This is a genomic window from Pedococcus sp. KACC 23699 (assembly GCF_045348425.1).
Lineage (GTDB): Bacteria > Actinomycetota > Actinomycetes > Actinomycetales > Dermatophilaceae > Pedococcus.
This window is the reverse complement of sequence record NZ_CP157483.1, coordinates 2,488,335-2,514,721: the sequence shown is the minus strand read 5'-3', so window position 1 is coordinate 2,514,721 and position 26,387 is coordinate 2,488,335. Positions and strand designations below refer to the sequence as shown.

Below are 26,387 nucleotides of genomic sequence, written 5' to 3'. Positions count from 1 at the left end.
TCACCGTCGCGGTGACCACGCGGCCTGCACCTCAGACCTCTTCGACCGAACTGGGCTCGCGCCGGGACAGGTCGATGCCGAGCTCCTCCGCCGCGCGGAAGACGTCCTCGTCGGACTCCTTCAGCTCGATGGAGGTGCCTTCGCTGTTGAGCACCTCGACGTTCAGGCACAGCGACTGCATCTCCTTGATGAGCACCTTGAAGGACTCGGGGATGCCGGGCTCCGGGATGTTGTCGCCCTTGACGATCGCCTCGTAGACCTTGACGCGACCCTGCACGTCGTCGGACTTGATCGTCAGGAGCTCCTGCAGCGCGTAGGCCGCGCCGTACGCCTCCAGGGCCCACACCTCCATCTCACCGAAGCGCTGGCCACCGAACTGCGCCTTACCACCCAGCGGCTGCTGCGTGATCATGGAGTACGGGCCGGTGCTGCGGGCGTGGATCTTGTCGTCCACGAGGTGGTGGAGCTTGAGGATGTACATGTAGCCCACGGAGACCGGCTCGGGGAACGGCTCGCCGGAGCGACCGTCGAAGAGCCGGGACTTGCCGGAGCCGTCGATGAGCCGCACGTCGTCGCGGGTCTTGGTCGTGGAGTCCAGCAGACCCACGATCTCGTCCTCACGCACACCGTCGAACACCGGCGAGGCGACGCGGGTGCCGGCGGGCGCCTTGCGGGCGTCCTCCGGGATCAGCTTGGCCCAGTCCGGGTTGCCGGCGATCTCCCAGCCGCGCGAGGCGGCCCAGCCGAGGTGCAGCTCGAGGATCTGGCCGACGTTCATGCGGCCGGGGACACCGAGCGGGTTGAGCACGACGTCCACCGGGGTGCCGTCCTCGAGGAACGGCATGTCCTCGACGGGCAGGATCTTGGAGATGACGCCCTTGTTGCCGTGACGGCCGGCGAGCTTGTCACCATCGGTGATCTTGCGCTTGTTGGCGACGTAGACGCGCACCAGCTGGTTGACACCCGGGGGCAGGTCGTCGCCCTCGTCCTTGTCGAACACCTTCACGCCGATGACCGTGCCGGTCTCGCCGTGGGGCACCTTCAGGGACGTGTCGCGGACCTCGCGGGCCTTCTCACCGAAGATGGCGCGCAGCAGGCGCTCCTCCGGCGTCAGCTCGGTCTCACCCTTGGGCGTGACCTTGCCGACGAGCAGGTCGCCGTCGCGGACCTCGGCACCGATGCGGATGATGCCGCGCTCGTCGAGGTCCGCCAGGACCTCCTCGGAGACGTTCGGGATGTCGCGGGTGATCTCCTCCGGCCCGAGCTTGGTGTCACGGGCGTCGACCTCGTGCTCCTCGATGTGGATCGAGGAGAGGACGTCGTCCTGCACCAGGCGCTGGCTGAGGATGATCGCGTCCTCGTAGTTGTGGCCCTCCCACGGCATGAACGCCACGAGCAGGTTGCGGCCCAGGGCCATCTCGCCGCCCTCGGTCGCGGGACCGTCGGCGATGACGCCGCCGGTCTCGACCCGGTCGCCCTCGTTGACGACGACGACCTGGTTGTAGGACGTGCCCTGGTTGGAGCGGCCGAACTTCGTGATGCGGTAGGTGCGCGTCGAGCCGTCGTCACCGGCGACGGTGACGAGGTCGGCGGAGACCTCGGTGACCACACCAGCGGCCTCGGCGCGGACGACGTCGCCCGAGTCGAGCGCGGCGCGGTACTCCATGCCGGTGCCGACCAGCGGCGCCTCGGACTTGACGAGCGGCACCGCCTGACGCTGCATGTTGGAGCCCATGAGCGCACGGTTGGCGTCGTCGTGCTCGAGGAACGGGATCAGCGCGGTCGCGGCAGACACCATCTGGCGGGCCGAGACGTCGATGAAGTCGACGTCCTCACCCGGGATGTAGTCGACCTCGCCGCCCTTGGTGCGGACCAGGACGCGCTCGTCGGTGAAGTTGCCCTCGGCGTCGATGACGGCGTTGGCCTGCGCGATGACGTGGCGGTCCTCCTCGTCGGCGGAGAGGTACTGGATGTCATCGGTGACGCGACCCTTGACGACCTTGCGGTAGGGGGTCTCGATGAAGCCGAACGCGTTGATCCGCCCGTAGGAGGCCAGCGAGCCGATGAGGCCGATGTTCGGGCCTTCCGGGGTCTCGATCGGGCACATGCGGCCGTAGTGCGACGGGTGGACGTCACGGACCTCCATGCCGGCGCGGTCACGGGACAGACCACCCGGGCCGAGGGCCGACAGACGCCGCTTGTGCGTCAGGCCCGCGAGCGGGTTGTTCTGGTCCATGAACTGCGACAGCTGCGAGGTGCCGAAGAACTCCTTGATCGAGGCCACCACGGGGCGGATGTTGATCAGGGTCTGCGGCGTGATTGCCTCGACGTCCTGCGTGGTCATGCGCTCGCGGACGACGCGCTCCATGCGGGACAGGCCGGTGCGGACCTGGTTCTGGATGAGCTCGCCGACGTTGCGCAGGCGACGGTTGCCGAAGTGGTCGATGTCATCGACCTCGACGACGACCTCCTCACCGTTCTTCCCGGTCAGGGTCGTCTCGCCGGCGTGCAGCGCGACGATGTACTTGATCGTGGCGACGATGTCGTCCACCGACAGGACCGAGTCGCCCAGCTCGGCGGCGACGCCGAGCTTGCGGTCGATCTTGTAGCGGCCGACCTTGGCGAGGTCGTAGCGCTTCGGGTTGAAGTAGAGGTTGTCCAGGAGGGTCTGGGCGGCCTCACGGGTGGGCGGTTCGCCCGGACGCAGCTTGCGGTAGATGTCGAGCAGCGCGTCGTCCTGGCCGGCCGTGTGGTCCTTCTCCAGGGTGAGCCGCATCGACTCGTAGTCGCCGAACTCCTCGAGGATGTCGGCCTCGGTCATGCCGAGGGCCTTGAGGAGCACCGTGACCGACTGCTTGCGCTTGCGGTCGACGCGGACGCCGACCATGTCGCGCTTGTCGATCTCGAACTCGAGCCAAGCACCGCGGCTCGGGATGACCTTGGTGGTGTAGATGTCCTTGTCGGACGTCTTGTCGGGCGTGCGCTCGAAGTAGACGCCCGGGCTGCGGACCAGCTGGGACACGACGACACGCTCGGTGCCGTTGATGACGAAGGTGCCGCGCTCGGTCATGAGCGGGAAGTCACCCATGAACACCGTCTGGCTCTTGATCTCGCCAGTGGTGGTGTTCATGAACTCCGCGGTGACGAACAGGGGCGCGGAGTAGGTCTGGTCGCGCTCCTTGCAGTCCTCGATGGAGTACTTGACCTCTTCGAAGCGGTGGTCGCGGAACGACAGCGACATGGAGCCGCTGAAGTCCTCGATGGGAGAGATTTCCTCGAAGATCTCCTCGAGGCCGGAGCGATCCGGCACATCCCCACGGCCTTCGGCCTTGGCCTCTGCGACACGGGCCTGCCAGCGCTCGTTACCGAGCAGCCAGTCGAAGCTTTCCGTTTGCAGCGCCAGGAGGTCGGGGACCTCGAGGGGTTCGCGGATCTTCGCGAACGACAGACGGCCAGAAGCCGTCCGTGCGGTGGACACAGTCTGAGTCGCGTTGCGCGAGGCAGCCAAGGAGGGGTCCTTCCACGGGCCTGTCTTAAAACTGATGGTTCGAAACCGAATTGGCGCCGACCGCCATCACAGCCGAACCGAGGACCGTCCCGATCCGTGCCGGAGGGCACAGCGAAGGGCATTGGTCTGGGCGAGGTCGCGAAAGAGGGCAGCGCAAAGGATGAGCATACACGTGGAGGGCAGCCTCGTCCAACCGTGTCCAGCGGGCACAGGCCCAGCCATGACGGGGGTCACGCCCCCACAAGGGGCGGGTTCGACGCAGACGAGGATGACGCGCCAGCGCCCCGACGTCAAGGGTGCCACCCCGGCGGGGCGCCGAACGGCACCCCGAACAGCTGCGGCGACGCCCCCCAGAGGGCGTCGCCGCAGGTCAGCGTCGGTGGGTCGACAGGCTCAGAACGCGTCCACGCGGCTGATGAGCCAGCGGTCGCCGACCTTGGACAGGGTCGCCAGGACGCGGTTCTGGTCGACGACCGGCGACTTCTGGTCCGCGCCGACCCGGGCCTGGTTGACGAAGGCCAGCACCTTCACCGTCGTCGGGCTGGCGCTCATCACGCCGACGTCGGACACCCGGGCCTGCACAACGGTCTGGTTCTTGACCGCCAGCGGCTTGATCTGCTTGTCCATCGCCGTGGAGAACTCGGTCTTGAACGACCCGGTCAGCAACCCCTCGATCTGGGCCGACTGGGCGTCGATGGTCTTGTAGTTGTAGCTGAGCATCTGCTCGATCGAGGTCCGGGCCTGGTTGGCCGCGACGCGCCCGGTCCGGGCGTCTGCGCCCTGGTCCTGGAGGCTGATGCCGCCGACCGTGCCGAGCAGGGCGAGGCTCGCCACGAGGGCGACCGCGGGGACGATCCACCGCCGGCGCCCGACCGGGGCCTCCCCCGCACCGATCGCCGTGGTCGCCGTCGCTCCCCCGGCCGCGGTGGTCGCCGACGTCGCGGTGGCGCCCCCGGCCTGTGGGGTCACGTCCTCGACCGGCGGCGCGGTGCGCTCGACCCGCGCGGCAGGCTCGACCTCGGGGGCGGTGCCCGGCGGGACGGGTGCCGTGACGGTCCCCGGGGGCGTGGCACGTGCCCGGGCCCGGTGCCCGGCGACCTTGGGGCGGGGACGTGGGGTGTCAGCCGACGAACTCAAGATTCTCCACCTTCCATGCCGCGCCGACCTTCCGCAGCTCCAGCCGCATCCGGTAGGTCTTGGTCTCTCCCGCCGGGACGGCGGTGTTCTTCGTCGGGGCGACGACCCCGACGAGCGCCACGGCCGAGTCGAGGTCCCCGGAGACCAGGGCCGCCTCGGAGCGCTGGACGGTGGAGACGGTCTTGTTGGCGACCAGCACCTTCTTGAGCTGGTCGACCGAGGTCGAGTAGCTCTTGAGGAACTCCCCGGTGGCCCCGGCCCGGACCCGGGCCGTGTCGGCGTCGACCTTGGTGTAGTCGACGCTGACGAAGTTGATGGCGAGCTGCTTGGCTGCCGCCGTCGCGGCCGCGTTGGCGGCGGTCGTCTGCCGGGCGGCATACCAGTCACGACCGCGGGTGGCCCCAAGGGCGAGGGATGCCACGAGGGCGAGGACGACCAGCACCCACACCAGCCGCGGGGTGATCCGTGCGACGCCGACCGTGGGTCGGGGTCCGTCCTGGCGGTCGGCGGGCGACCCGGGCATCTCGTCTTCGTCCGGCATGACCGCCATTGTGGCGGGCGTGGTGATGGTGCTCATCGAGCGGCCTCCTTCATGATCCACAACCACGAAGGATCGCTGCTCCCACCCCCCGAGGGGGGCACGGGCACGCTCACCTGTGGCGTCGACATGCCCAACGACGCCGCCATGCCCGGGGATACGGGCTGGTCGCCGAAAGCGAGGGGCACGGTGGCGTTGGCTCCTGCGGGTCCGGGGCCGGGCGCGTTCTGGGCACCGCGGACGGTGGTGCCCGACCCTCGCGGTGCGGTGCACCGGGCACTGGTGTTGACCGGCGGCAGCTTCGCCGGGGGTCTGGCCGCATCGGTCCGCTTGGTGCCTCCGTAGCCCTGGGTGCAGACCGGTGGGCTCTGGGCGAGCGCGAGGCCGAAGTGGGCCGTCCCGTCGCCGGGGACGACGGTGTAACCACCGGCCACCACGTCGGGGTAGGTGACGAGCAGCTGCTGGATGCCGTCGACGTGCGAGGTCGTCACCTGTCCGACGGTGATGAGGTTCGCCAGCAGGGCGGCGAGGTTGCCCTGGTTGTCGCGGATCAGGGCCTCGAGCTCCTTGGAGGCGACGACCCCGCGGTCCAGGACCAGGCGCAGGTCGCCGTCGGAGGACTTGAGCGTGTCGGCGAGATCCGCGAAGTTCGAGGCGAAGGTCTTGATCTGGCCCGAGGTGTCACGTTGCGTGCCCAGGACGATCCGACCGTCGTCGAGCAGCTTCTTGGTCTGCGGGAGCGCCTCTGTGGCGGCCTTGGTGAGCGCGTCACCGCTGTCGATGAGCCGCTGGAGGTCCTGGCCCCCGTCGGCGAAGCCGTAGCCGAGCTCGTCGACCACGGTCGACAGGTCCTTGCGGTCGACGGAGTTGACGGTGCGGTCGAGGTCGAGCAGGAGGGTGTCGACGCGCAGGGGGTACTGCGTGTCCCTGCGCGGGATCACGTCGCCGTCGGCGAGCACCGCGCCGCCCTCGCTGCGGGGCTGGAAGTCGAGGTACTGCTCCCCCACCGCCGAGCGGTTCTCGACGACGACCTTGGTGTCCTTGGGGATCTTGACGCCCCGCTGGATGTTGGCCTCGACGACGACGCCGTCCTTGGACAGGCGCAGGTTGTCGACGCGGCCGACGGTGACACCGCGGTAGGAGACCTCGGAGCCGACGAAGATGCCGCCGGACTGCTCGAAGTCCGCCGCCACGTGGTACTGGCCGCCGACGACTCGGTCCCAGAGCCCGACGTAGCGGGCCGACAGCACCGACACCGTCAGAAGCGTGATGAGGAGGAAGGCGAAGAGCTGGACCTTCACCGAACGGCGGATCATGCGTCACCTCCGTAGAGCGAGCGCCAGGAGCCGTCCGAGCCCGAGCTCGACTGCGACTGCTGCCCGCTGAGGCACAGCGGCGGACAGCCCAGGCCCCCTGAGGTGGTGCTGCTGCTCGAGGGCGGGCGCTTCGGCAGCGGGACCCCGGGGACGCTGGGCACCCCGGGGATGCTGGGGACCGAGACCGAGGGCAGCGGCACCCCGGGCACCGAGGGCAGGGAGGGCAGGCCGGTCGGCAGGCCGGTGGGCAGCCCGCCGGTCGGCAGCCCTGTGGGCAGCCCGAGGTTGCCGGCGAGGTTCTGCAGGTTGAGGTCGAGGTCGGCGGACAGGTTGGTGTAGTCACCCTTGATCGCCCCGGTCGCACTGTCGGGGAAGGGGTAGGTGAGGAACAGCTGCAGCGACTTGGGCAGGTTGTCGCCGGCCTTGGTGAGCTGGGCCAGGATCGGCTCGAGCGCCTTGAGGTTGGCTGCCGTGTCGTCCTTGCTCTGGCGGATGACGTCCGTGCCCACGGCACCGAGCCGGCTGAGGGCCGACAGCAGCTGCACGAGCTGCTTGCGCTGGTCGGCGAGCACCTTGAGGCCGCCCGGCATCGTCTTCAGGGCCCGGTCGATGTCGTCCTTCTGCGCGGCGAGGCGGGCGGCGAGCTTGTCGATGTTGTCGATGGCCCTGACGATCTCGCTCTTCTGCTGGTCCAGGCCGCCGACGAACGTGTCGAGCTGCTTGATGAGGTCCTTGATCTGGCCCTGGTTGCCGCTCAGGGCGTTGTTGAGCTCGGTCTCGATGATCTTCAGCTGGGCGACGCCACCACCGTTGAGCAGCAACGACATCGCGCTCAGGACCTCTTCGACCTCGGGGTTGCGGCCCGTGCGGTCCAGGGGGATGTTGTCGCCGTCGCCGAGGCTGCCCTCGGGCTTGCCGGTCGTCGGCGGTCCTAGCTCGACGTACTTCTCGCCCAGCAGCGAGGTCTGCTTGAGCTCCGCCACGGCGTTGTCGGGGAGCTTGACGTTCTTGGGCAGGCGCAGGGTGACCCGGGCGGTCCAGCCGTTGAGCTCGATCTTCTCGACCGACCCCACGGTGACCTGGTCCACCTTGACCGAGGACTGCGGCACGAGGTCGAGGACGTCGGCGAACTCGGCCGTGACCCGGATGACGTCGCCACCCTGGGCGGCCCCGCCGGGCAGCGGCAGGTCGAACGCCCCCTGGCACCCGCTGGTGGTCACCACCGCGCCGACGGCGAGGCCGACGACGAGGAGGCGGCCACGCCGCATACCGGTCCGTGGGAGTGAGCTGCTCAGGGTCTTCACCGGTTCCCCTCCAGGAGTCCACCGAGGGTGGGGTCGGCGCCGCGCAGCTGCACGGCGGGGGTCGCGGTCGCGTCGCCGGTGCCCGTCTCGGGCCCCGTGCCACCCTGCGACCTCGGTATGGCGCTGAGCAGGTTCAGCGGGAGCTTCACCCCGGCGCCCTTGAGGGTGTCGAGCAGGTCGGTGACCGGCTTGAGGACACCGGTGACGGTGGTGCAGGTCGACTTCGGCAGGCCGCTCTCGCTGATGAGGCTGCACAGGAGGTTCTGCAGCTTGAGGTTCTCCGCGACGTTGGCCCGGGTGTCGAGGGTGCCGCTCTTGGGGTTGTAGGCGTTCTGGAGGTTGCTGATCGCCACCGGTGCGTTCGTCAGCGTCTCGGCGAGGGCGTCGCGCTGCTTGGCCACGGTCCCCGTCACGGAGGCGAGCTGGCCGATGTTCGTCGTCAGCGAGGCGCGGTTGTCGTGGACGAAGGAGCTGACCTCGCTCAACGCCACCGCGAGGTTCTTCAGGGCGGCCGCGAGGTCGTCGCGCTCGGCGTCGAGCTGCGTGGACACGCTGGCGAGGTCGGCGTTGAGGCGGCGCACCTGGCCGTCGTTGGTGGCGAGCATGGACGTGAAGGCCTGCAGGTTCTTCACGGTGCCGAACAGGTCGTTGCGCCCACCGGACAGGGTCTGCAGCGCCAGGCTGAGGTCGTGGTTGGTGTCGTGCAGCTTCTGGCCCTGGCCCCCGAGGTTCTTGGCGCCGGTGTCGAGGGCTGCGGAGAGGGACCCGTCCTTGTTGGCGCCCGTCGGGCCCAGCGCGACGAGCAGGTCGTCGAGGCTGGAGGAGATGCGGTCCAGCTCCACCGGAACGGCGGTGCGGTCCAGCCCGATCTTCGCGTGGTCACGCATCACGGCGCCGCCGGTGTAGGCGGGGAACAGCTGCACGTAGCGGTCGCTGACCAGCGAGGGCGCGACCACCGCGGCCTGGGCGTTCGCCGGGACCTTGTACTTCGCGTCGTACTCGAAGACGACCTCGACCTTGTCGCCCTTGGGGGTGACCTCGCTGACCTGGCCCACCTGCACACCGAGGATGCGGACGTCGGAGCCCGGGAACAGGCCGACCGCCCGGGTGAACTCCCCGGTGACCCGGATGGTCTGGTGCCGCGGCCAGAACGCGTAGGCGCCGGCCACCAGCGCCACCACGGTCAGGGCGGCGACGGCCTTGGGGATGAAGCCCCCGAAGGCGCCGAGGGACGGGCGTGCCATCACTGGCCTCCCAGCTTGACGGGCGTCGTGAGGTTCTCGATGTAGGTGTCGAACCACCGGCCGTTGCCCAGCACGTTGGCGAACAGTCGGGTGAACGGCGCCATGGCCGCGATGGTGTCGCCGAGGTCCTTCTCGTGCTTCTGCAGCACCGCGAGGACCTTGGTCAGCTGGTCCAGGGCCGGCTTGAGCTGCGCCCGGTTGTCCCGGACCAGCCCGGTGATCTGCTGGGCCATCGTCGAGGTGTTGACGAACAGGGTGTGGATGTCCTCGCGGCGGGCCTCGAGCTCGACGAGGAGGAGGTCGGCGTTCTTGATGATCGACTCGATCGCCTTGTTGCGCTCGGCGACGGTGCCCGAGACGCTGTTGGCCGAGGCGAGCAGCCGCTTGAGCTCGGCGTCGCGTGAGGCGATGGTCCGCGACAGGCGGCCGAGCCCGTCGAGGGCCGCCTTGACCTCCGCCGGGCTGTCCTTGAACTCCGTCGCCAGGGTGGTCAGCGACTTGGCGAGCTCGCCCGTGTCGATGCGCTCGGTCGTCGTCGTGAGGTCGCTGAAGGCGTTGACGATGTCGTAGGAGGACACCGTGCGGTCGATCGGGATCTCGCTGTCCGCCTTGAGCTGGCCGGGGCCGGCGGGCTCGAGCGCGAGGTACTTCTGGCCCAGCAGCGTCTTCATCCGCACCGACGCGGCGGTCTGGGTGCCGAAGGCCGCCGGCTCGGTGACCTTGAAGTCCACGACGACGTGGTCCCCGGCGAGGTCGACCCCCTCGACCTTGCCGACCTTGACGCCGGCGATGCGCACGTCGTCGCCCTTGAGGAGACCGCCGGCCTCGCTGAAGGCGGCGCGGTAGGAGTCGCCACCGCCGATGAACGGGATGCTCTGGATGTTGAAGGCCAGGAACAGCAGCACGGCGATGGCGAGCAGGCCGGCGGCCCCGATGGGGACGGGGTTGCGCTCGCGGAACGGGATGGCCATCAGGAGCACCTCGCTTCCGACAGCTGGTCAGGTTTGCCGAGCTGGACCGCGGGCCCGGCCGGCAGCTTGATGGTGCCGCTGAAGTCGCACAGGTAGAAGTTGAACCACGAGCCGTACGTCGCGGTGCGGGTGATAGTCGAGATCTTGCCCGGTGACGTCGAGAGGAACTTCTCGAAGGTCGCCGTGTTGCCCGGCTTGTTGAGGTTGGTCGTCAGGTCCCGCAGGTTGCCGATGTCGGCCTTGATCGAGGGCCGCGTGACCTTGAGCAGGTCGGCGGTCTGCTCCGTGAGCGAGTTGATGTTCGTCAGCGAGGCACCGATGGTCTTGCGGTCGGCGGCCAGGCCCGAGACGAAACGCTGGAGCTGGTCGATGAGCTCCTTGAGCGCCGCGTCGCGTTCGTCGACGGTGCCGAGGACGGTGTTGAGGTTGCTGATCGTGCGCCCGATGACCTCGTCACGGTCGGCCAGGGTCGAGGTCAGCGACGCGGTCTTGGCCAGCAGCGAGTTGATGTTGCCGCCCTCACCCTGCAGCACGCTGATGATGTTGCCCGAGAGCTCGTTGACGTCCTTGGGCGACAGGGCCGCGAACAAGGGCTTGAACCCGTTGAAGAGCACCGTGAGGTCGAGCGCGGACTGCGTGTGGTCGAGCCCGATGGTGGCGCCGTCCTTGAGCGGGGTGGCTCCCCCGACCTCCTGGGTGAGGGCGATGTAGCGCTCGCCGACGAGGTTGCGGTACTTGATGGTCGCCTTGGTGCCCTGCGTGAGGACGCTGGTCTTGAGGACCTTGAACTGCACGTCCGCGTGGACCCGGTCCTTGGCGACGCTGATGGCCTTGACCTCCCCGACCCGGACGCCCGCGATGCGGACCTCCTGCCCGGCGGCGAGGCCGGTGACGTCCTGGAACACGGCGGTGTAGGTGGCCTTGTCGCCGAACTGGATGTTGGCGATGGTCGCGGCCAGCGTGCCCGTCGCCAGCAGGGTGGCGACGACGAAGACGATGAACTTCACGAGGCTGGAACGAGTGTTCATCGGGGCCCCCGCGAGGTATCGGAGCGACGAAGGAGCGCAGGGCTCTGTGGGGTGATGCTCACTGTTGGCTCACCACCGAGCCGCGCAGCATCGGCCCTGCCAGGAGGGTCGTGATGGCTGACGGCTTGGCCGAGCCGTCAGCGGACAGCAGGGCCGCGACCACGCGCTGCTCCTCCTCGGTGCCGGCGAGACCGGAGTCGACCCCGACGATGGCGGAGCCCGACGCGCCCGCGAAGGCCGAGGGCAGTGCGCTCCCGGCGCTCGAGCCGCCGGCGTTCGTGCCGTCGTTGAAGTGCGGTCCCTGGTGGGGGTTGGCCTGGCTCCCGCCCGGGTTGGGCAGGCCGAGGCAGTTGGGGCCTCGCGTCTCGCCCCAGCGGGGTTCCTCCCCCGGGGTGTACCCCGGACGCTGCGGCGCCACCTCCACCGTGATGTGGAACTGCCGGTCACGGAACGCCTCGTCGATCCGAGGCTGCCAATTCACCAGGGCCTGCGTGAAGCACGGGTACTGCGGCGAGTACCTCGCCAGCACCGCCACCGTCGGACGCTGCACCTGACCCACCCGGATGATCCGCTCCCCATTGGCCTCCAGGAACCCCGACGCCTCGTTCGCAAACCCCGCAGTCCCCGCCAAGAACCCCGCCAACACATCCTTCTTCTGCACGATCGTCGTGTTCGTCGTCGCCAACGTCGACGCCGCCCGCACCAGATCCGGCGCCGCCACCGCATACGTGCTCGCCAGATCCGCCAACCCCGAGATGTCCGCCTGGATCACCGGCATCTTCGGGTTGATCTCCTTGAAATACGAATCCACCAACACCAAGTTCTGACCCAACCGCGTCCCCCGACCCTCCAACGCCGACGCCAACGCGTTCAACGTCGCCGACAACCGCTCCGGCTTCACCGCCCGCAACAACGGCAACAGGTCCGCAAACACCTTCTCCAGCTCGATCGCCACACTCGACCGGTCCTGGCCGATCGTGTCGCCCTCGGCGATCGTGCGGCCGGAGCCGCCCGCGTCCGGCGAGACGAGGTCGACGAAGCGCTCACCGAACAGCGTCTTCGGCAGCAGCCGGGCGTGCACGTTCGCCGGGATGAGCCGGGCCATCTCGGGCTGCAGGGCCAGCTGCAGGCTCGCACCGTCACCGGTCGTGCGGATGGACCGCACCTCCCCCACGATCAGGCCGCGCAGCTTCACGTCCGAGGACGTCTGCAGCTGCGACCCGATGCGGTCGGTGAGCAGGGTGACGGTGACCACCGGGGTGAACCGCTTCTGGAACGACGCGATGCTCAGGCCGACCAGAAGGGCGACGACGGCGATGAAGCCCACGCCATACGCCTTGTTGCCCAGGCGCGAGAGCACTCCCTTGGCGGGTCCGACAGCGGTGGTGTCAGCCATGCGCTAACCCGCGATCCGCACGGTCGTGGTGGCGCCCCACACGGCCAGGGAGAAGAAGAAGTCGACGATGTTGATGGCGACGATCGAGGTGCGCACGGCCTTGCCCACGGCCACGCCCACGCCGGCCGGGCCCCCGGAGGCGTTGTAGCCGTAGTAGCAGTGGATCAAGATGATGACGACCGCGAAGACCATCACCTTCAGGAAGGAGAACAGCACGTCGATCGGCGGCAGGAACAGGTGGAAGTAGTGGTCGTACGTGCCCTTGGACTGCCCGAAGTACTCGGTGACGATGAACCTCGTCGCGCCGTACGAGGAGAGCAGGCCCAGGACGTAGAGGGGCACGACCGCGACGAAGCCGGCGATCATGCGGGTGGTCACGAGGAACGGCAGGGACGGCACGCCCATCACCTCGAGGGCGTCGACCTCCTCGGAGATCCGCATCGCCCCGAGCTGGGCGGTGAACCCACAGCCGACGGTCGCCGCGAGCGCGAGCCCGGCGACGAGGGGGGCGATCTCGCGGGTGTTGAGGTAGGCCGAGACGAAGCCGGTGAAGGCACCGGTGCCGAGCTGGTTGAGCGAGGAGTAGCCCTGCAGGCCGACCTGGCTGCCGGTGAAGAAGGCGAGGAAGGCGATGACGCCGACGGTGCCGCCGATGACCGACAGCGCACCGGAGCCGAGGGACACCTCCGCGAGGAGGCGCAGCACCTCCTTCTTGTAGCGGCGGATCGTGCGCGGGCTCCAGGCCAGCGACCGGACGTAGAACCGCATCTGCTCGCCGAGGCTGTCGAGGGCCTGGCCGGGACGACCGACGAGCTCTTGGACCTTGCTCATGACACCTCCTTCAGATCTTCTGGGGGACGACTTGGAAGTAGATGGCGCTGGCGACGAAGTTGACGACGAACAGGAACATGAACGTGATGACCACGCTCTGGTTCACGGCGTCGCCGACCCCCTTGGGTCCGCCGCCGGCGGTGAGCCCCTTGTATGACGCGACGACCGCGGCGATGAACCCGAAGATCAGGGCCTTGATCTCGCTGGTCCACAGGTCGGCGAGCTGGGCCAGCGCCGTGAACGAGGCGATGTACGCGCCCGGCGTGCCGCCCTGGATGATGACGTTGAAGAAGTAGCCACCCGCGACGCCGACGACCGACACCAGACCGTTGAGCAGCACGGCGACGAGCATGGCGGCGAGGACGCGCGGCACGACGAGGCGCTGGATCGGGCTGATCCCGAGCACCTCCATGGCGTCGATCTCCTCGCGGATCTTGCGCGAGCCGAGGTCGGCGCAGATGGCCGAGCCCCCCGCTCCGGCGATGAGCAGCGCGGTGACGATGGGTGAGGCCTCACGGATGACGGCCAGGACCGAGGCCGCACCGGTGAACGACTGGGCGCCGAGCTGGCGGGTCAGGGTGCCGAGCTGGAGGGCGATGACGGCACCGAACGGGATCGACACCAGCGCCGTGGGGACGATGGTCACCGAGGCGATGAACCAGCACTGCTGGATGAACTCCTTGGTCTGGAACGGTCGCTTCGGCAGCGACCGCACCACGTCGAGCACCAGGGCGAAGAGCGAGCCGCTCTGTCGCAGTGCCCCGGTCACCGGGTTCGCCATCAGACGGACTCCTGCACCGGTGCGGGAGCCGTCGCCTCTGTCGGTGCGGAGGCGGGCGCGGCCACCGACGTGGTGCCGGAACGCACCCCCGGGACCCCGGCGTTGCCGGACTCGAACGACCCGGGCGGCGGGGTGATGCCGTTGTCGCGGCACCACTGACCGGCGGGACGCTCCGCGTGCCGGGTCGTGCCGTTGCTCGTGCGCAGCTGCAACGGGATCGGGGGCAGTGGCGGCAGCTCCTGGCCCTCCTCGGAGGCGAGCTCCTCGGCGTCCTTCTCCTCGGACATGCCGATCGGGCCGATCGTCTGCGCGTTGAGGAACTGGCGGACCACCGGCTCCTCGGAGCTCAGCAGCATCTCGCGCGGACCGAACATGGCGAGGTGCTTGTGGTAGAGCAGGCCGATGTTGTCCGGCACCGTGCGCGCGGTGTTGATGTCGTGGGTGACGATGAGGAACGTCGCGTCGATCTGGGCGTTCAGGTCGATGAAGAGCTGGTTGATGTAGGAGGTGCGTACCGGGTCCAGACCCGAGTCGGGCTCGTCGATGAGCAGGATCTCGGGGTCGAGGACCAGGGCGCGGGCCAGGCCGGCACGCTTGCGCATGCCGCCGGAGATCTCGCCGGGCAGCTTGGTCTCGGCGCCGGTGAGGCCGACGAGGTCCATCTTCTCCATGACGATGTTGCGGACCTCGGACTCGCTCTTGCGGGTGTGCTCACGCAAGGGGAAGGCGACGTTGTCGTAGAGGTTCATCGAGCCGAACAACGCGCCGTCCTGGAAGAGGACGCCGAAGAGCTTGCGGATCTCGTAGAGGTCGTGCTCGCGCAGCCGCGTGAGGTCGCTGCCGGAGATCATGATCGAGCCGGCATCGGGCTTGAGCAGGCCGACGAGGGTCTTGAGGAACACCGACTTGCCCGTGCCCGAAGGGCCGAGCATCACCGAGATCTCACCGGCCGGCAGGGTCAGCGTGACGTCGTTCCAGATCACCTGGGATCCGAATCGCTTGGTCAGTCCCTCGACCTTGATCTCAACGCCCACTGCTCACCTCGTCGTGGTTGGGGTAATGCGAACCCGCCATCCACGGCCGGTCCCGGTTCTCATGGCTCAACGAGGTCGGGACCCCGAAGTTACGCCCCAGTACGTCGTCGGGGAGCGGCCGGAGCCTACCTCACCATGTCCGCCCGAAAACCGCATTCCCGGCAGGGGACTCCGGCCGGCGGCGAGGGTTCCGGGGATGCCAGGAGCGCGACATACCCCGCCCTTGGCATCCCTTGTCTCGGTTGTCCACAGGCGTCCGGCGAGGCGCGAGCACAGTGCGGCACGCTGGCGCCATGGGCGGGAGTCGTCGGCTGAGGTCACGGCAGGAGCGTGCGTCCGCGGCCGCGCAGTTCGCCGCGCACCAGGGTGGCGCCGTGCACCGGCAACAGCTGAGGTCCTGCGGCGTCGGACGAGATGACGTACGCGCCGAGGTGCGAGCCGGTCGGTGGCGCGCGGCGGGTCGCCACACCATCGTCGTCGGCCCCGGTCCGTTGTCCCCGGATGCTGCTCGCTGGCAGGCGATCTGGGAGACCGGCGCCGCTGCTGCCCTCGACGGCGCGGTGGCGTTGCTCGCGTCTGGGCTCACGGGGTTCCGCACCGACCGTCTCGACGTGAGCCTGCCCCACCGCAACCGCCACCACGACGTCGCCGGCGTGACACCGCACCGACGACGGGTGATGCCGCCGACCGTGGGCGCGGGGGTACGCAGGGTGCGGCCTGCCGAGGCGTCGATCCACGCGGCGCAGTGGGCGGCAAGCGACCCCCAGGCAGCACTGGTGCTGTGCCTGGTGGTCCAGCAGCGACTGGTCAGGCCGGCCGACCTCGCGAGCGCGTGGGCCCGGGTCGGCCGCAGCCGCCGACGGGCGTTCATCACCGCAGTCGTTGCGGACCTGTGCGACGGGGTGCACTCGCTCGGCGAGCTGGACTTCGCCCGGTGGTGTCGTCGTCGGGGACTGCCCGAACCCAGCCGCCAGGTGGTGCGGACGACCGCGGCCGGCCGGGTCTACCTCGATGTCGCCTGGGAGGACGTCGGCCTCGTGGTCGAGGTCGACGGAGGGCACCATGCAGCCGCCCTCGCTCCGCTGGACGACGCACTGCGCCAGAACGACGTGGTCATCGAGGGAGCGACGGTTCTACGGGTCCCCGTCATCGGGTTGAGGCTCAGTCCCGAGCGCTTCCTCGATCAGGTGGTGCGTGCCCACACTCGGCTGAGGTCAGCCGCAGCGTGAGGCGGCGTCCCGGGGATGCCAGGAGCGCGGCATACCCCGCCCTTGGCATCCCCACGTCCGGAAGGACGTGGGTACGCGAGAAGGCGGGCCCGACCGGAGTCGGACCCGCCTTCGCGGTGGTGCAGTGCTCCCCCGCCGAAGCAGGGAAGCGTCAGATCACTTGACGGAGACGGTGGCCCCGGCGCCCTCGAGGGCGTCCTTGGCCTTGTCCGCGGCAGCCTTGTCGACCTTCTCGAGGACGGGCTTGGGGGCGCCGTCGACGAGGTCCTTGGCCTCCTTCAGGCCGAGGGAGGTCAGCGCGCGGACCTCCTTGATGACCTGGATCTTCTTGTCACCAGCAGCCTCGAGGATGACGTCGAACTCGTCCTGCTCCTCGGCAGCGGCGGCGTCGCCACCGGCCGGGGCGCCGGCCGCGGCAACGGCCACGGGGGCAGCAGCGGTGACGTTGAAGGTGTCCTCGAACTGCTTCACGAACTCAGAGAGCTCGATGAGGGTCATTTCCTTGAAGGCCTCAAGGAGCTCGTCGGTGGAGAGCTTCGCCATGATGGGCGTCCTTTCGTGTGTTCTGTATGCCGTGAGTGGCGGTTTGGTGGTGCGAGCTGCTCAGCGCGGGGTCACCCCCGAACCGGGTCAGCTCTCGTCGCCACCCTCGGCGACGTCGGTGGCCTCGGCCGCGGGGGCCTCGGCGGGGGTCTCCGCGGCGTCAGCCTCGGCAGCGGGAGCAGCGGCGTCAGCCACCGGCCCCTCGGCCTCGACCTTGGCACGCAGCGCGTCGACGACCCGAGCGGTCTGCGACAGCGGTGCAGCGAAGAGGTAGACAGCCTGGCTGAGCGACGCCTGAAGGGCACCGGCCAGCTTGGCCAGGAGAACCTCGCGGGACTCGAGGTCCGCAAGCTTCGTGATCTCCTCGGGGGTGAGGGCCTTGCCGTCGAGGACGCCGCCCTTGATCACGAGGAGGGGGTTCGCCTTGGCGAAGTCACGCAGGCCCTTGGCAGCCTCGACCGGGTCACCGTCAACGAAGGCGATGGCGGACGGGCCGACGAGCTGGCCGTCGAATGCCGTGACTCCGGCATCCTTGGCAGCAAGTTCGGTCAGCGTGTTCTTCACGACGGCGAAGGTGGCGTTTCCGCGCAGCGAGTTGCGCAGGTCGGTGATCTGCTTCACCGTGAGCCCGCGGTACTCGGTCAGCACGGCCGCGCCGGAGGTGCGGAACTTGTCCGACAGCTCGGCGATGGCGGCAGCCTTGTCAGCCTTGGCCATGGGGCCTCCCTTCCGTGTATTCGACCGTTCGGAGGTGGAGGCCCGGCATGAGAAGAGCCCCGTGCACAGGCACGGGGCTCGCACGCGGGCCAGCTCGGGAGCGGGTCCTGCGGGTGAAGTCGTGGCCTGCGCTGGATGCCCACCTCGGTGGGACCTTCGGTCACGTGCTGCCTCTTGCGGTGGCACGCGACAACCAAGCGGTCTGTGGTCAGGGACCAGAGTAGGCGCTGGCGCACCCGGGACCAAATCGCGCCACCGTCCGGTGGGGACGGTGGCGCGATCGGAGTCGGCGGCGGGAGCGGACTGCGCCCCCGTGGGCCGGCGGCGGCCTCAGCTGCTGGGCAGCTGCAGCGTCCCCACCTGGTCGGCCGGGGGCACCGTGATCGTGACGGGCTTGCCCCAGTCGGCGAAGACGATGTTGATGGTCTGGCCCTGGGAGTCGACGGTCATCTTCGTCGGACGGTCCTGGGCGTCGAGGGTGTAGCGCGCCTTGACCGGCTGCGCCGACGGCGATGCCGTGGCGGTGCTGCCACCCATCAGCGTCGACGGGTCGATGGTGACGTCGTAGACGCTCTCGCCGCCGGTGCTGCTGACCAGGACGGCCTTGCTGCCCTTGAGGGCACCGGCGAGCTGACGCGGGTCGCCCATGTCCCCGGTGAGCCCGGCGAACATCTTGCTCATGGGGTCGGTGCCCTTGGGGTCGATCTTCACCCACGGCTTCGAGGAGCCCGGGAGACCCTTCATGTAGAGAAGACCGCCCGCGGAGACGATCTGCAGGGTCTGGCCCTGGATCCCCATCTCCATCGACTGCTCCATCTTGCCGTTCTTCATGGTGAACGAGCCCTTGGCGCTCCCCTGCCCACCGAGGTCCATGGTCACCGTCCCCGACCCGGCCTTGACCATGGCGTCGGTCATGCGCGTGGCCAGGGCGGCTCCGTCGACGGAGTCGCCGGTCTTTGCGGTTGCGGTCGGGCTGCTGCTGCTGCTCGACGACGTCTTGGCCGCTGCTGGGGACGAGGAGTCCGAGCTGCCGCAGGCGCTCAGGCCCAGTGCGGTCGCCAGCGCCACGGCGGCGATCGAGGTGGTCTTCATGCAGGTCCCCCAGGAGATGTGGTGCGGATGTTCGCGTTCTCGATGACCCGTCCACCATAACCGGCTGCGCAGTGGGAGCACGCGGCAGAGCCCGCCACCCCCAGCGGGGTGACGGGCTCTGCGCGGTGCGGCGGGACTCAGGCGGTGGCCTCGTCCTCGACCAGCAGGTTGCGGGTGCGGTTGTAGTCCAGCGGGATGCCGGGGCCCATCGTCGTGGTCATCGTGGCCTTGAGGATGTAGCGACCCTTGGACGCCGACGGCTTGAGACGCAGGATCTCCTCCAGGGCGGTGCCGTAGTTCTCCACGAGCGACTTCTCGTCGAAGGAGGCCTTGCCGATGATGAAGTGGAGGTTCGCGTGCTTGTCGACGCGGAACTCGATCTTGCCGCCCTTGATGTCGGTCACTGCCTTGGCGGTGTCCATGGTGACGGTGCCGGTCTTCGGGTTGGGCATGAGACCACGCGGGCCCAGGACCTTTCCGAGACGGCCGACCTTGCCCATCATGTCGGGGGTCGCGACGACGGAGTCGAAGTCGAGCCAGCCGCCGGCCACCTTCTCGAGCAGGTCGTCGGAGCCGACGAAGTCGGCGCCGGCCTCACGGGCGGCCTCGGCCTTGTCACCGTTGGCGAACACCAGGACGCGGGCGGTCTTGCCCGTGCCGTGGGGAAGGTTCACGGTGCCGCGGACCATCTGGTCGGCCTTGCGCGGGTCGACACCGAGGCGCATGGCGACCTCGACGGTCTCGTCGTACTTGGCCTTGGCGGCGGTCTTCGCGAGACGGACGGCCTCGAGGGGTGCGTAGACCTTGGTGGGGTCGATCTTCTCGGCGGCCTCGCGGTATGCCTTGCTGCGCTTCATGTTCTGCTCCTGATTTCGGGTGTTTCGGTGGAGTTGTGGTCGTTACGGACCAGCGCGGTCCTGCCACGGTCTCCGGTGTGCCGCACCAGCGGCACACCGGAGGAGATCGGGGTGTTACTTGAGGTCGGTGTCGACGCCCATGGAACGCGCGGTGCCGGCGATGATCTTCATGGCCTGCTCGACGTCGTTGGCGTTGAGGTCCTCCATCTTCATCGTGGCGATCTCGCGGACCTGGTCGGTCGACAGCTTGGCGACCTTGGTCTTGTGCGGCTCACCCGAGCCCTTGGCGACGCCGGCAGCCTTCTTGATCAGCTCGGCGGCCGGAGGGGTCTTGGTGATGAAGGTGAAGGAACGGTCTGCGTAGACCGTGATCTCCACGGGGATGACGTTGCCGCGCTGGGACTCCGTCGCAGCGTTGTACGCCTTGACGAACTCCATGATGTTGACGCCGTGCTGACCGAGGGCCGGGCCGACGGGAGGGGCGGGCGTCGCGGCGCCGGCCTGGATCTGGAGCTTGATGAAGCCGGTGATCTGCTTCTTCTTGGGAGGCATGTCCTGGTGTTCCTTCTGTGGTTGCTGGGCCTACGCCGTGGGCGATGACCCGGTTGCAGTACCCCCGAGGACCGGGGGCAGGGTGTCGAACCCTCAGATCTTGGCGACCTGGTTGAACGACAGCTCGACCGGGGTCTCCCGGCCGAAGATCGAGACCAGCACCTTGAGCTTCTGGGTGTCGGGGTTGATCTCGGAGATCGTGGCGGGAAGGGTCTCGAACGGCCCTTCCATGACGGTGACGGACTCGCCGACCTCGAAGTCGACGACCGCGACCTCGCGGGGCTTGCCGCCACCTGCACCGCCCGCGGCACCGGCAGCAGCCTGGTGCTCGAGGTCGGCGGGAGCCAGCATCGTGTAGACCTCGTCGAGGCTCAGCGGCACCGGCTGGTGCGCGTTGCCGACGAAGCCGGTCACACCGGGGGTGTGGCGCACGGCGCCCCACGACTCGTCGGTGAGGTCCATGCGGACCAGCACGTACCCGGGCATCCGGACGCGCTTGACCAGCTTCTTCTGGCCGTTCTTGATCTCGGTGACCTCTTCCATCGGGACCTGGGCCTCGAAGATGAAGTCCTCCATGTTGAGGGAGGTCGTGCGGTTCTCGAGGTTCGCCTTCACGCGGTTCTCGTAGCCGGCGTAGGAGTGCACGACGTACCAGTCGCCGAACTTGCTGGCGAGGGCGTCCTTGAACTCCTTGACCGGGTCGGCCGGAGGAGCGTCGATGTCGACCTCGTCCGCCCCGTCGGCGTCCTCGTCGCTGAAGGAGACCTCGGTCGCCTCCGCGGCGTCCGTCGTGTCGTCGCCCTCGGTGTCGCCGGCCGGGGCGTCGTCACCCTTGACGTCGTCACCCTCGGTGACGTCGGCGTCGGAGGCTGCGCTGGCGTCGGTGTCCACGGAGTCGTCGACAGAGTCCGTCCCGGGCTGCTCGAGCTCGGCGGCGTCGGTGCTCGCGGTGACCTCGTCGGTCTGCGGCTCCGCGTTGTCGGTGGTCCACTGTTCGGACACGCTGATGACCTACTTCCTTCTGGTGTTCACCGGGTGAACCCCGGGTCAGTGCGGCGCGGCGGCAACTAGCCGCCGAAAACCCACAGGACGAGCTTGGTGAAGGCGAAGTCCACGGAGGAGACGAGCGCCATGACGAACACGACGAACACGATCACGACGATCGTGTAGTTGATCAGCTCGGAGCGCGTCGGCCGGACGACCTTGCGCAGCTCGTCGAGGATCTGGCTGACGAACAGCGACACCGAGCGGAAGAACCGCGAGATGGGGTTGCCACCCTTCCCGCCCTTGCGGCTGGTGCGACCAGAGCCGCGGGTCTGCGCGCTCACGTCCGTCACGGTGCCTCTTCTCACTGATGTGTGCCGTGCTGCCGGGTCGGCCGCAGGTCCTGCAACGCAGGGCAGGAGGGACTCGAACCCCCAACCGCCGGTTTTGGAGACCGGTGCTCTACCAATTGAGCCACTGCCCTACGGAACGCCTCGCGGGGAGCGGGGAGTTCCGGTGGCTGGTTCCACCACACCGAGGACGGCCCGAGGGCACGTCGGAAGCATGGTCGAAGTCAACCGAGGAGCAAGCATACGTGAGCCGCGGTCCCGAACGCGAACTCGCCCCGCTCGGCCCACACTCCCCCACCCCCGGCCCGCACTGCACCGGCGCGGGCGGCCGTCCCCCGAGGCGGTCGTGCACCATGCGGACGGCGGCTGCGCGGCACCGCGCGGCTCTGGGACGATGGCCGGGTGACCGAGCAGACCGCCACCAGCCGTCCCGTCCCCCTCGCCGAGCGCACGGCCGACGACCTCGCGTCGTTCGCCGCCAAGCAGCAGGAGGCGTATGCCGCCCTCAAGGAGCGAGGGCTGAAGCTCGACCTCACACGCGGCAAGCCGGCCAGCGAGCAGCTCGACCTGGCGAACGACCTGCTCACCCTCCCCCGCGGCTTCACCGACGCGAGCGGCACGGACACCCGCAACTACGGCGGCCTCGACGGGATCAAGGAGCTGCGCGAGATGTTCGCCGAGCTGCTGTGGGTCGAGCCCGAGCAGGTCGTGGCCGGCGGCAACTCCAGCCTCACGATGATGAAGGACACCCTCGTCGACCTGCTGCTGCACGGCGGGGTCGACTCCCCCCGTCCGTGGAGCCAGGAGGAGAAGGTCACCTTCATCTGCCCCGTCCCCGGGTACGACCGCCACTTCACCCTGCTGCAGTCGTTCGGCATCGAGATGGTGACCGTGCCGATGCACGACGACGGCCCGGACGCCGAGGCCGTCGCCGCGCTCGTCGCGAACGACCCCAGCATCAAGGGCATGTGGATCGTGCCGACCTACGCCAACCCGTCCGGCTCGGTCGTCACCCAGGAGGTGGCCGCCCGGCTGGCCTCGATGGAGGCCGCGGCGCCCGACTTCAAGATCTTTTGGGACAACGCCTACGCGTTGCACCACCTCACCGAGGTCGAGGCCAAGAGCGCCGACATCCTCAGCCTCGCCGCGGCGGCCGGGCACCCGCACCGCCCGATCATGTTCGCCTCGACGTCCAAGATCACCTGGGCCGGCGCCGGCGTCGCGTTCCTCGCCGCCTCGGTCGAGAACGTGAAGTGGTACCTCGGCCACCTCGGCAAGGGCTCGATCGGCCCCGACAAGGTCAACCAGCTGCGGCACGCGCAGTTCTTCGGCTCGGCGCAGGGCGTGCGCGACCACATGGTCAAGCACCGCGAGATCATCGCGCCGAAGTTCGCCGAGGTGGAGCGCATCCTCACCGAGCGCCTGGACGGCCTGGGGGTCGCCACCTGGACCCGCCCGACCGGTGGGTACTTCGTCAGCCTCGACGTGCTCGACGGCACCGCCTCCCGCGTGGTCGCCCTGGCCAAGGAGGCGGGGATCGCCCTGACGCCGGCAGGATCCTCGTTCCCCCTCGGGGACGACCCCCGTGACCGCAACATCCGCCTCGCGCCGACCTTCCCGCCGCTGGGCCAGGTCACCGAGGCGATGGAGGCCGTCGCCACCTGCGTCCTGCTCGCCGCCGCCGAGCAGGCGACGGCCGCCCGCACCGCCTGAGGCGGGCGCGCGCCATACCTGCGGCGGTACGGCGCAGCCGGGAGCGGCGGGACCCTTGGCCTTGCGGCGCCACCCGCCCTGCCGCAGGGTGGGGACATGAGCGATCAGCCCGGCACCGAAAGCATCGAGGACGACCTCGGCAGCTACAGCGTGGACGACTCCGTCGACGCCGGCAGCGGCCAGGAGGGCCTCCTGGACTCCAGCGAGGGCGACAACGAGCCCTGGTCCCCGCCCGACCAGCAGCCCCGCAACACCGAGTGGGGCACGACGGCCCACGAGCAGGGGCTCGAGGAGAGCATCGACCAGCGGATCATGCAGGAGGTCCCGGACCCGGACTCCGCGTACGGCGCCCCGGACAACGAGAGCGGCCTGGACGGCCCGCCCCGCGTCGGCGGTGACGACCCGGACAGCATCGACCCCGATCAGGACTTCCTGGGCGACGCCGAGGTGGGCGACGCGCTGGCCGGGAGCCTGACCGACCCCGACGAGGGTGCCCGCGAGGACGTCGAGGCCGAGCTGCTCGGCGACGAGAGCGCCGGCACGGGCGACCTCAGCCCCGAGGAGCAGGCCATGCACGTGGTCGACGGCAGCTGACCCTCGACCTCCCCGACCAGAGGCGCCGACCCCGTGGGTCGGCGCCTCTGGTCGTCCGCGGCGGTGCCAGACTGCTCCGCATGCCCCGCCCGGTCGAGTCCCTCCCGAAGGCGCACCTGCACCTGCACTTCACCGGCTCGATGCGGGTCGAGACCGTCCGTGACCTCGCCGTCAAGCACCGCCTGCACCTGCCGGACGCCCTCACGACCGGGTGGCCGCCGCAGCTCAGCGCCAGGGACGAGCGTGGCTGGTTCCGCTTCCAGCGCCTGTATGACGCCGCCCGCGCCTGCGTGCGCGACGAGGCGGACCTGCGACGGATCGTCCGCGAGGCGGCGCAGGACGACGCGGCCGAGGGATCCAGGTGGCTCGAGATCCAGGTCGACCCCACCTCGTACGCGCCGTTCGTCGGCGGCATCACCCCTGCCCTGGAGATCGTGCTCGACGAGGCCGCCGCGGCCTCCCGCGAGGAGCACACGCAGGTCGCCGTCGTCGTGGCGGCCAGCCGCATCCGGCACCCGCTCGACGCCCGCACGCTCGCCCGGCTGGCGGTGCAGCACGCCGGTGACGGGCCCGGCACCGTCGTGGGGTTCGGGCTGAGCAACGACGAACGTCGTGGGGTCACGGCCGAGTTCGCTGCGGCCTTCGCCATCGCCCGACGGGCCGGCCTGGCCCTGGTGCCGCACGCAGGCGAGCTGCTCGGCCCGGCCGCCGTCGAGGCCACCCTCGACGCCGTCGAGCCCGACCGGATCGGCCACGGCGTGCGGTGCGTCGAGGAGCCCCGGGTGCTCGAGCGCGTGGCCGAGTCGGGCATCGCCCTCGAGGTGTGCCCCCGCAGCAACGTGGCGCTCGGCGTCTACGCCTCCCCGGAAGACGTGCCGCTGCGCACGATCGTCGAGCACGGCATACCGGTGGCCCTGGGGGCCGACGACCCACTGCTGTTCGGGTCGCGGCTGGCCGCGCAGTACGACACGGCCCGGGACGTGCTGGGCTTCTGCGACGAGGAGCTCGCCGAGCTGGCCCGCGGGTCGCTGCGGGCGAGTCGGGCACCGGCACCCACCCGTGCTGCCGCCCTGGCGGACATCGACGCCTGGCTGGCCGCGCCGGCCTGAGCCGCCCTGGACGGGCCCGGGGGCCGCGCGGGCTCCCTCGGCTCAGGGTCTAGAGCCCGTGGCCGACGAGGACGGGCTCGTTGACCAGGACCACGCCGAACGCCTCGTGCACCCCGTCCCGGACCGCGCGTGCCAGGGCGGCGACCTCCGTGGCCGTCGCGCCGCCACGGTTGGTCAGCGCCAGGGTGTGCTTGCTCGAGATGGCGGCCGAGCTGCCGGGCAGGCTGAACCCCTTGTCGAAGCCGGCCTGCTCGATCAGCCAGGCCGCGCTCGTCTTGACGTTGCCGTCGGGGTCGGCGAACCGCGGCGGCCGCGGACCGTCGGCGCCGAGGCGGGCCGTGGCACGCGACTCGAGGTCGGCGAAGTGCGGCACCGACAGGATCGGGTTGGTGAAGAACGAACCGCAGGACCAGGTGTCGTGGTCGCCTGCGTCGAGCACCATGCCGCGGCGACGGCGCTGGTTCAGGACCGCCTCACGCGCCGCGGCCAGCGGCACGCGGTCGCCCACGGCGACGTCGAGCTGGCGGGCGAGGTCGGCATACCCCACCGGCTGGCTCAGCTCGGTCGGGAAGAGCTGGAACAGCACGTCGAGGACGACGAAACGGCTGGTGGCCTTGAAGATCGAGTGGCGGTAGGTGAAGGCGCACTCGAGCGAGGCGAACGTGCGGACGCGCTGCTCGTGGCGGTCCCAGACGCGCACCGAGGCGATCGTCTGGGCGACCTCCTGGCCGTAGGCCCCGACGTTCTGCACCGGGGTCGCACCCGTGCCACCGGGGATCCCGGACAGCGCCTCGATGCCTGACCAGCCCTCGACGACCGCCCGGGCCACGAGGTCGTCCCACGGCACGCCGGCAGAGACGCGGACCATGACGCCGCCGCACAGGTCCGAGGACTCGACCTCGATCCCGTCCGAGGCGACCCGCACGACCGTGCCGGGGAACCCTGCGTCGGTGACGACGACGTTGCTGCCACCGGAGATGACGAGCAGCGGCTCGTCGGCGTCGTCGACCTCACGGACGGCGTCGACCACCTCGTCGGTGGTCGTGGCGGTGACCAGGCGGGCAGCCGGCCCACCGACGCGCATCGTGGTCAGGTCCGCCAGCGGGACGTCGTGCTCCTCGCGCATGGGTGGGCGTCAGTCCAGCTGGACGACGGCCAGGCAGCGACCCAGCACCCTGTCGCCACCGCTGGTCACGGTCATCTCGACGGTCGCCCGGCGGGTCTGCTCGTCGACGGACTTCACGACGCCGCCGACCTCGATCGCCCCGCCGTCCTTCGGGACGACGACCGGCTTGGTGAATCGGGTGCCGAACTCGACGACGCGGCCGCCGTCACCGGCCCACTCCTCGACGACCGACCCGGCAGCGCCCATCGTCCACATGCCGTGGGCGATGACGTCCGGCAGGCCCACCGACGTGGCGAAGGCCTCGTCCTGGTGGATGGGGTTCTGGTCGCCCGAGGCGTTGGCGTAGGCCACGAGGCTGTCACGGCCCACCGTGACGGAGCGGGACTCGATGGTGTCGCCGACCGAGGTCTCGGCCAGGGTGCGCACGGCCATG

At 69.6% G+C, this 26,387-nt stretch carries 25 protein-coding genes and 1 tRNA gene; 4 read left to right on the top strand and 22 right to left on the bottom strand.

The features are described from left to right. Positions 1-31: 31 nt before the first annotated feature. From rpoB to ABEG17_RS11805, 12 genes are all read right to left on the bottom strand, one after another. Entirely contained in the window at positions 32-3,508 is a 3,477-nt protein-coding gene (gene rpoB, locus ABEG17_RS11860; protein WP_406829688.1) for a DNA-directed RNA polymerase subunit beta, read from the bottom strand. A gap of 393 nt (positions 3,509-3,901) precedes the next feature. Then, entirely contained in the window at positions 3,902-4,645 is a 744-nt protein-coding gene (locus ABEG17_RS11855) for a hypothetical protein (protein ID WP_406829687.1), read from the bottom strand. Beyond that, the gene (locus tag ABEG17_RS11850) at positions 4,629-5,222 is read right to left on the bottom strand and encodes a hypothetical protein (protein WP_406829686.1); all 594 of its coding nucleotides are present in this window, start codon (positions 5,220-5,222) and stop codon (positions 4,629-4,631) included. Before ABEG17_RS11850 ends, ABEG17_RS11855 begins: the two co-directional genes overlap by 17 nt. Then, positions 5,219-6,499 carry an MlaD family protein gene (locus ABEG17_RS11845; protein WP_406829685.1) on the bottom strand — a complete coding sequence of 427 codons (1,281 nt, stop codon included), beginning with the start codon at positions 6,497-6,499 and terminating at the stop codon, positions 5,219-5,221. The genes ABEG17_RS11850 and ABEG17_RS11845 overlap by 4 nt, the downstream gene beginning before the upstream one ends. Beyond that, positions 6,496-7,803: an MCE family protein gene (locus tag ABEG17_RS11840; protein WP_406829684.1), complete on the bottom strand. Its 1,308-nt coding sequence runs from the start codon at positions 7,801-7,803 to the stop codon at positions 6,496-6,498. The genes ABEG17_RS11845 and ABEG17_RS11840 overlap by 4 nt, the downstream gene beginning before the upstream one ends. Beyond that, positions 7,800-9,047, bottom strand: coding sequence for an MCE family protein (locus tag ABEG17_RS11835; RefSeq protein ID WP_406829683.1), 1,248 nt, complete (start codon positions 9,045-9,047; stop codon positions 7,800-7,802). Before ABEG17_RS11835 ends, ABEG17_RS11840 begins: the two co-directional genes overlap by 4 nt. Continuing rightward, a complete protein-coding gene (locus tag ABEG17_RS11830) occupies positions 9,047-10,018 on the bottom strand; it encodes an MCE family protein (protein WP_406829682.1) in 972 nt (323 codons plus the stop codon). The genes ABEG17_RS11835 and ABEG17_RS11830 overlap by 1 nt, the downstream gene beginning before the upstream one ends. Then, on the bottom strand, positions 10,018-11,046 hold the full coding sequence (locus tag ABEG17_RS11825; protein WP_406829681.1) for an MCE family protein: 1,029 nt from the start codon (positions 11,044-11,046) through the stop codon (positions 10,018-10,020). Before ABEG17_RS11825 ends, ABEG17_RS11830 begins: the two co-directional genes overlap by 1 nt. A 58-nt stretch (positions 11,047-11,104) precedes the next feature. Beyond that, the gene (locus tag ABEG17_RS11820) at positions 11,105-12,442 is read right to left on the bottom strand and encodes an MCE family protein (RefSeq protein ID WP_406829680.1); all 1,338 of its coding nucleotides are present in this window, start codon (positions 12,440-12,442) and stop codon (positions 11,105-11,107) included. Positions 12,443-12,445: 3 nt separating this feature from the next. Then, positions 12,446-13,273 (bottom strand): MlaE family ABC transporter permease, encoded by an 828-nt coding sequence (locus tag ABEG17_RS11815; protein WP_406829679.1) that lies wholly within the window; start codon positions 13,271-13,273, stop codon positions 12,446-12,448. A gap of 10 nt (positions 13,274-13,283) precedes the next feature. Then, entirely contained in the window at positions 13,284-14,054 is a 771-nt protein-coding gene (locus ABEG17_RS11810; RefSeq protein WP_406829677.1) for an MlaE family ABC transporter permease, read from the bottom strand. Continuing rightward, positions 14,054-15,088: an ABC transporter ATP-binding protein gene (locus ABEG17_RS11805; protein WP_406829676.1), complete on the bottom strand. Its 1,035-nt coding sequence runs from the start codon at positions 15,086-15,088 to the stop codon at positions 14,054-14,056. Before ABEG17_RS11805 ends, ABEG17_RS11810 begins: the two co-directional genes overlap by 1 nt. Positions 15,089-15,381: 293 nt before the next feature. On the opposite strand from ABEG17_RS11805, the gene ABEG17_RS11800 reads away from it, so the two are divergent. Further along, positions 15,382-16,317, top strand: coding sequence for a hypothetical protein (locus ABEG17_RS11800; protein ID WP_406829675.1), 936 nt, complete (start codon positions 15,382-15,384; stop codon positions 16,315-16,317). Positions 16,318-16,473: 156 nt separating this feature from the next. Here the strand turns inward: ABEG17_RS11800 and rplL are convergent, their stop codons facing one another. From rplL to ABEG17_RS11760, 8 genes are all read right to left on the bottom strand, one after another. Next, positions 16,474-16,860: a 50S ribosomal protein L7/L12 gene (gene rplL, locus ABEG17_RS11795; RefSeq protein ID WP_406829674.1), complete on the bottom strand. Its 387-nt coding sequence runs from the start codon at positions 16,858-16,860 to the stop codon at positions 16,474-16,476. A gap of 87 nt (positions 16,861-16,947) precedes the next feature. Beyond that, positions 16,948-17,577 carry a 50S ribosomal protein L10 gene (gene rplJ, locus ABEG17_RS11790; RefSeq protein ID WP_406829673.1) on the bottom strand — a complete coding sequence of 210 codons (630 nt, stop codon included), beginning with the start codon at positions 17,575-17,577 and terminating at the stop codon, positions 16,948-16,950. Positions 17,578-17,907: 330 nt separating this feature from the next. Continuing rightward, positions 17,908-18,669, bottom strand: coding sequence for a hypothetical protein (locus tag ABEG17_RS11785; protein ID WP_406829672.1), 762 nt, complete (start codon positions 18,667-18,669; stop codon positions 17,908-17,910). A gap of 137 nt (positions 18,670-18,806) precedes the next feature. Beyond that, positions 18,807-19,526 (bottom strand): 50S ribosomal protein L1, encoded by a 720-nt coding sequence (gene rplA, locus ABEG17_RS11780; protein ID WP_406829671.1) that lies wholly within the window; start codon positions 19,524-19,526, stop codon positions 18,807-18,809. Positions 19,527-19,640: 114 nt separating this feature from the next. Then, positions 19,641-20,078, bottom strand: a complete 438-nt coding sequence (gene rplK, locus ABEG17_RS11775; protein WP_406829669.1) for a 50S ribosomal protein L11 — start codon at positions 20,076-20,078, stop codon at positions 19,641-19,643. A gap of 93 nt (positions 20,079-20,171) precedes the next feature. Beyond that, the gene (gene nusG, locus ABEG17_RS11770) at positions 20,172-21,080 is read right to left on the bottom strand and encodes a transcription termination/antitermination protein NusG (RefSeq protein WP_406829668.1); all 909 of its coding nucleotides are present in this window, start codon (positions 21,078-21,080) and stop codon (positions 20,172-20,174) included. A gap of 65 nt (positions 21,081-21,145) precedes the next feature. Further along, the gene (secE, locus tag ABEG17_RS11765) at positions 21,146-21,406 is read right to left on the bottom strand and encodes a preprotein translocase subunit SecE (RefSeq protein ID WP_406829667.1); all 261 of its coding nucleotides are present in this window, start codon (positions 21,404-21,406) and stop codon (positions 21,146-21,148) included. Positions 21,407-21,473: 67 nt separating this feature from the next. Next, positions 21,474-21,546, bottom strand: a tRNA-Trp gene (locus tag ABEG17_RS11760). 268 nt (positions 21,547-21,814) lie between these two features. Here ABEG17_RS11760 and ABEG17_RS11755 point away from each other — a divergent pair. From ABEG17_RS11755 to ABEG17_RS11745, 3 genes are all read left to right on the top strand, one after another. Further along, positions 21,815-23,125, top strand: a complete 1,311-nt coding sequence (locus ABEG17_RS11755; RefSeq protein ID WP_406829666.1) for an aminotransferase class I/II-fold pyridoxal phosphate-dependent enzyme — start codon at positions 21,815-21,817, stop codon at positions 23,123-23,125. Positions 23,126-23,221: 96 nt separating this feature from the next. Beyond that, positions 23,222-23,719, top strand: coding sequence for a DUF5709 domain-containing protein (locus tag ABEG17_RS11750; RefSeq protein WP_406829665.1), 498 nt, complete (start codon positions 23,222-23,224; stop codon positions 23,717-23,719). An 80-nt stretch (positions 23,720-23,799) separates the two neighbouring features. Beyond that, entirely contained in the window at positions 23,800-24,828 is a 1,029-nt protein-coding gene (locus ABEG17_RS11745; protein ID WP_406829664.1) for an adenosine deaminase, read from the top strand. A 49-nt stretch (positions 24,829-24,877) separates the two neighbouring features. On the opposite strand, the gene ABEG17_RS11740 is transcribed toward ABEG17_RS11745, so the two are convergent. Together ABEG17_RS11740 and ABEG17_RS11735 are read right to left on the bottom strand one after the other, a co-directional pair. Next, complete coding sequence (locus ABEG17_RS11740; RefSeq protein WP_406829663.1) at positions 24,878-25,954, bottom strand: UDP-N-acetylmuramate dehydrogenase; 1,077 nt, start codon at positions 25,952-25,954, stop codon at positions 24,878-24,880. A gap of 9 nt (positions 25,955-25,963) precedes the next feature. Beyond that, positions 25,964-26,386 carry a MaoC/PaaZ C-terminal domain-containing protein gene (locus tag ABEG17_RS11735; RefSeq protein WP_406829662.1) on the bottom strand — a complete coding sequence of 141 codons (423 nt, stop codon included), beginning with the start codon at positions 26,384-26,386 and terminating at the stop codon, positions 25,964-25,966. Position 26,387 lies beyond the last annotated feature (1 nt).

Excerpts from the sequence above, each read along its gene's own strand:
- ABEG17_RS11850 (WP_406829686.1), bottom strand. The coding sequence starts at position 5,222 with ATGAGCACCATCACCACGCCCGCCACAATGGCGGTCATGCCGGACGAA.
- ABEG17_RS11845 (WP_406829685.1), bottom strand. The coding sequence starts at position 6,499 with ATGATCCGCCGTTCGGTGAAGGTCCAGCTCTTCGCCTTCCTCCTCATC.
- ABEG17_RS11835 (WP_406829683.1), bottom strand. The coding sequence starts at position 9,047 with ATGGCACGCCCGTCCCTCGGCGCCTTCGGGGGCTTCATCCCCAAGGCC.
- ABEG17_RS11830 (WP_406829682.1), bottom strand. The coding sequence starts at position 10,018 with ATGGCCATCCCGTTCCGCGAGCGCAACCCCGTCCCCATCGGGGCCGCC.
- ABEG17_RS11825 (WP_406829681.1), bottom strand. The coding sequence starts at position 11,046 with ATGAACACTCGTTCCAGCCTCGTGAAGTTCATCGTCTTCGTCGTCGCC.
- ABEG17_RS11820 (WP_406829680.1), bottom strand. The coding sequence starts at position 12,442 with ATGGCTGACACCACCGCTGTCGGACCCGCCAAGGGAGTGCTCTCGCGC.
- ABEG17_RS11815 (WP_406829679.1), bottom strand. The coding sequence starts at position 13,273 with ATGAGCAAGGTCCAAGAGCTCGTCGGTCGTCCCGGCCAGGCCCTCGAC.
- ABEG17_RS11810 (WP_406829677.1), bottom strand. The coding sequence starts at position 14,054 with ATGGCGAACCCGGTGACCGGGGCACTGCGACAGAGCGGCTCGCTCTTC.
- ABEG17_RS11800 (WP_406829675.1), top strand. The coding sequence starts at position 15,382 with ATGGGCGGGAGTCGTCGGCTGAGGTCACGGCAGGAGCGTGCGTCCGCG.
- rplL (WP_406829674.1), bottom strand. The coding sequence starts at position 16,860 with ATGGCGAAGCTCTCCACCGACGAGCTCCTTGAGGCCTTCAAGGAAATG.
- rplJ (WP_406829673.1), bottom strand. The coding sequence starts at position 17,577 with ATGGCCAAGGCTGACAAGGCTGCCGCCATCGCCGAGCTGTCGGACAAG.
- ABEG17_RS11785 (WP_406829672.1), bottom strand. The coding sequence starts at position 18,669 with ATGAAGACCACCTCGATCGCCGCCGTGGCGCTGGCGACCGCACTGGGC.
- rplA (WP_406829671.1), bottom strand. The coding sequence starts at position 19,526 with ATGAAGCGCAGCAAGGCATACCGCGAGGCCGCCGAGAAGATCGACCCC.
- rplK (WP_406829669.1), bottom strand. The coding sequence starts at position 20,078 with ATGCCTCCCAAGAAGAAGCAGATCACCGGCTTCATCAAGCTCCAGATC.
- ABEG17_RS11750 (WP_406829665.1), top strand. The coding sequence starts at position 23,222 with ATGAGCGATCAGCCCGGCACCGAAAGCATCGAGGACGACCTCGGCAGC.
- ABEG17_RS11745 (WP_406829664.1), top strand. The coding sequence starts at position 23,800 with ATGCCCCGCCCGGTCGAGTCCCTCCCGAAGGCGCACCTGCACCTGCAC.
- ABEG17_RS11740 (WP_406829663.1), bottom strand. The coding sequence starts at position 25,954 with ATGCGCGAGGAGCACGACGTCCCGCTGGCGGACCTGACCACGATGCGC.
- ABEG17_RS11735 (WP_406829662.1), bottom strand. The coding sequence starts at position 26,386 with ATGGCCGTGCGCACCCTGGCCGAGACCTCGGTCGGCGACACCATCGAG.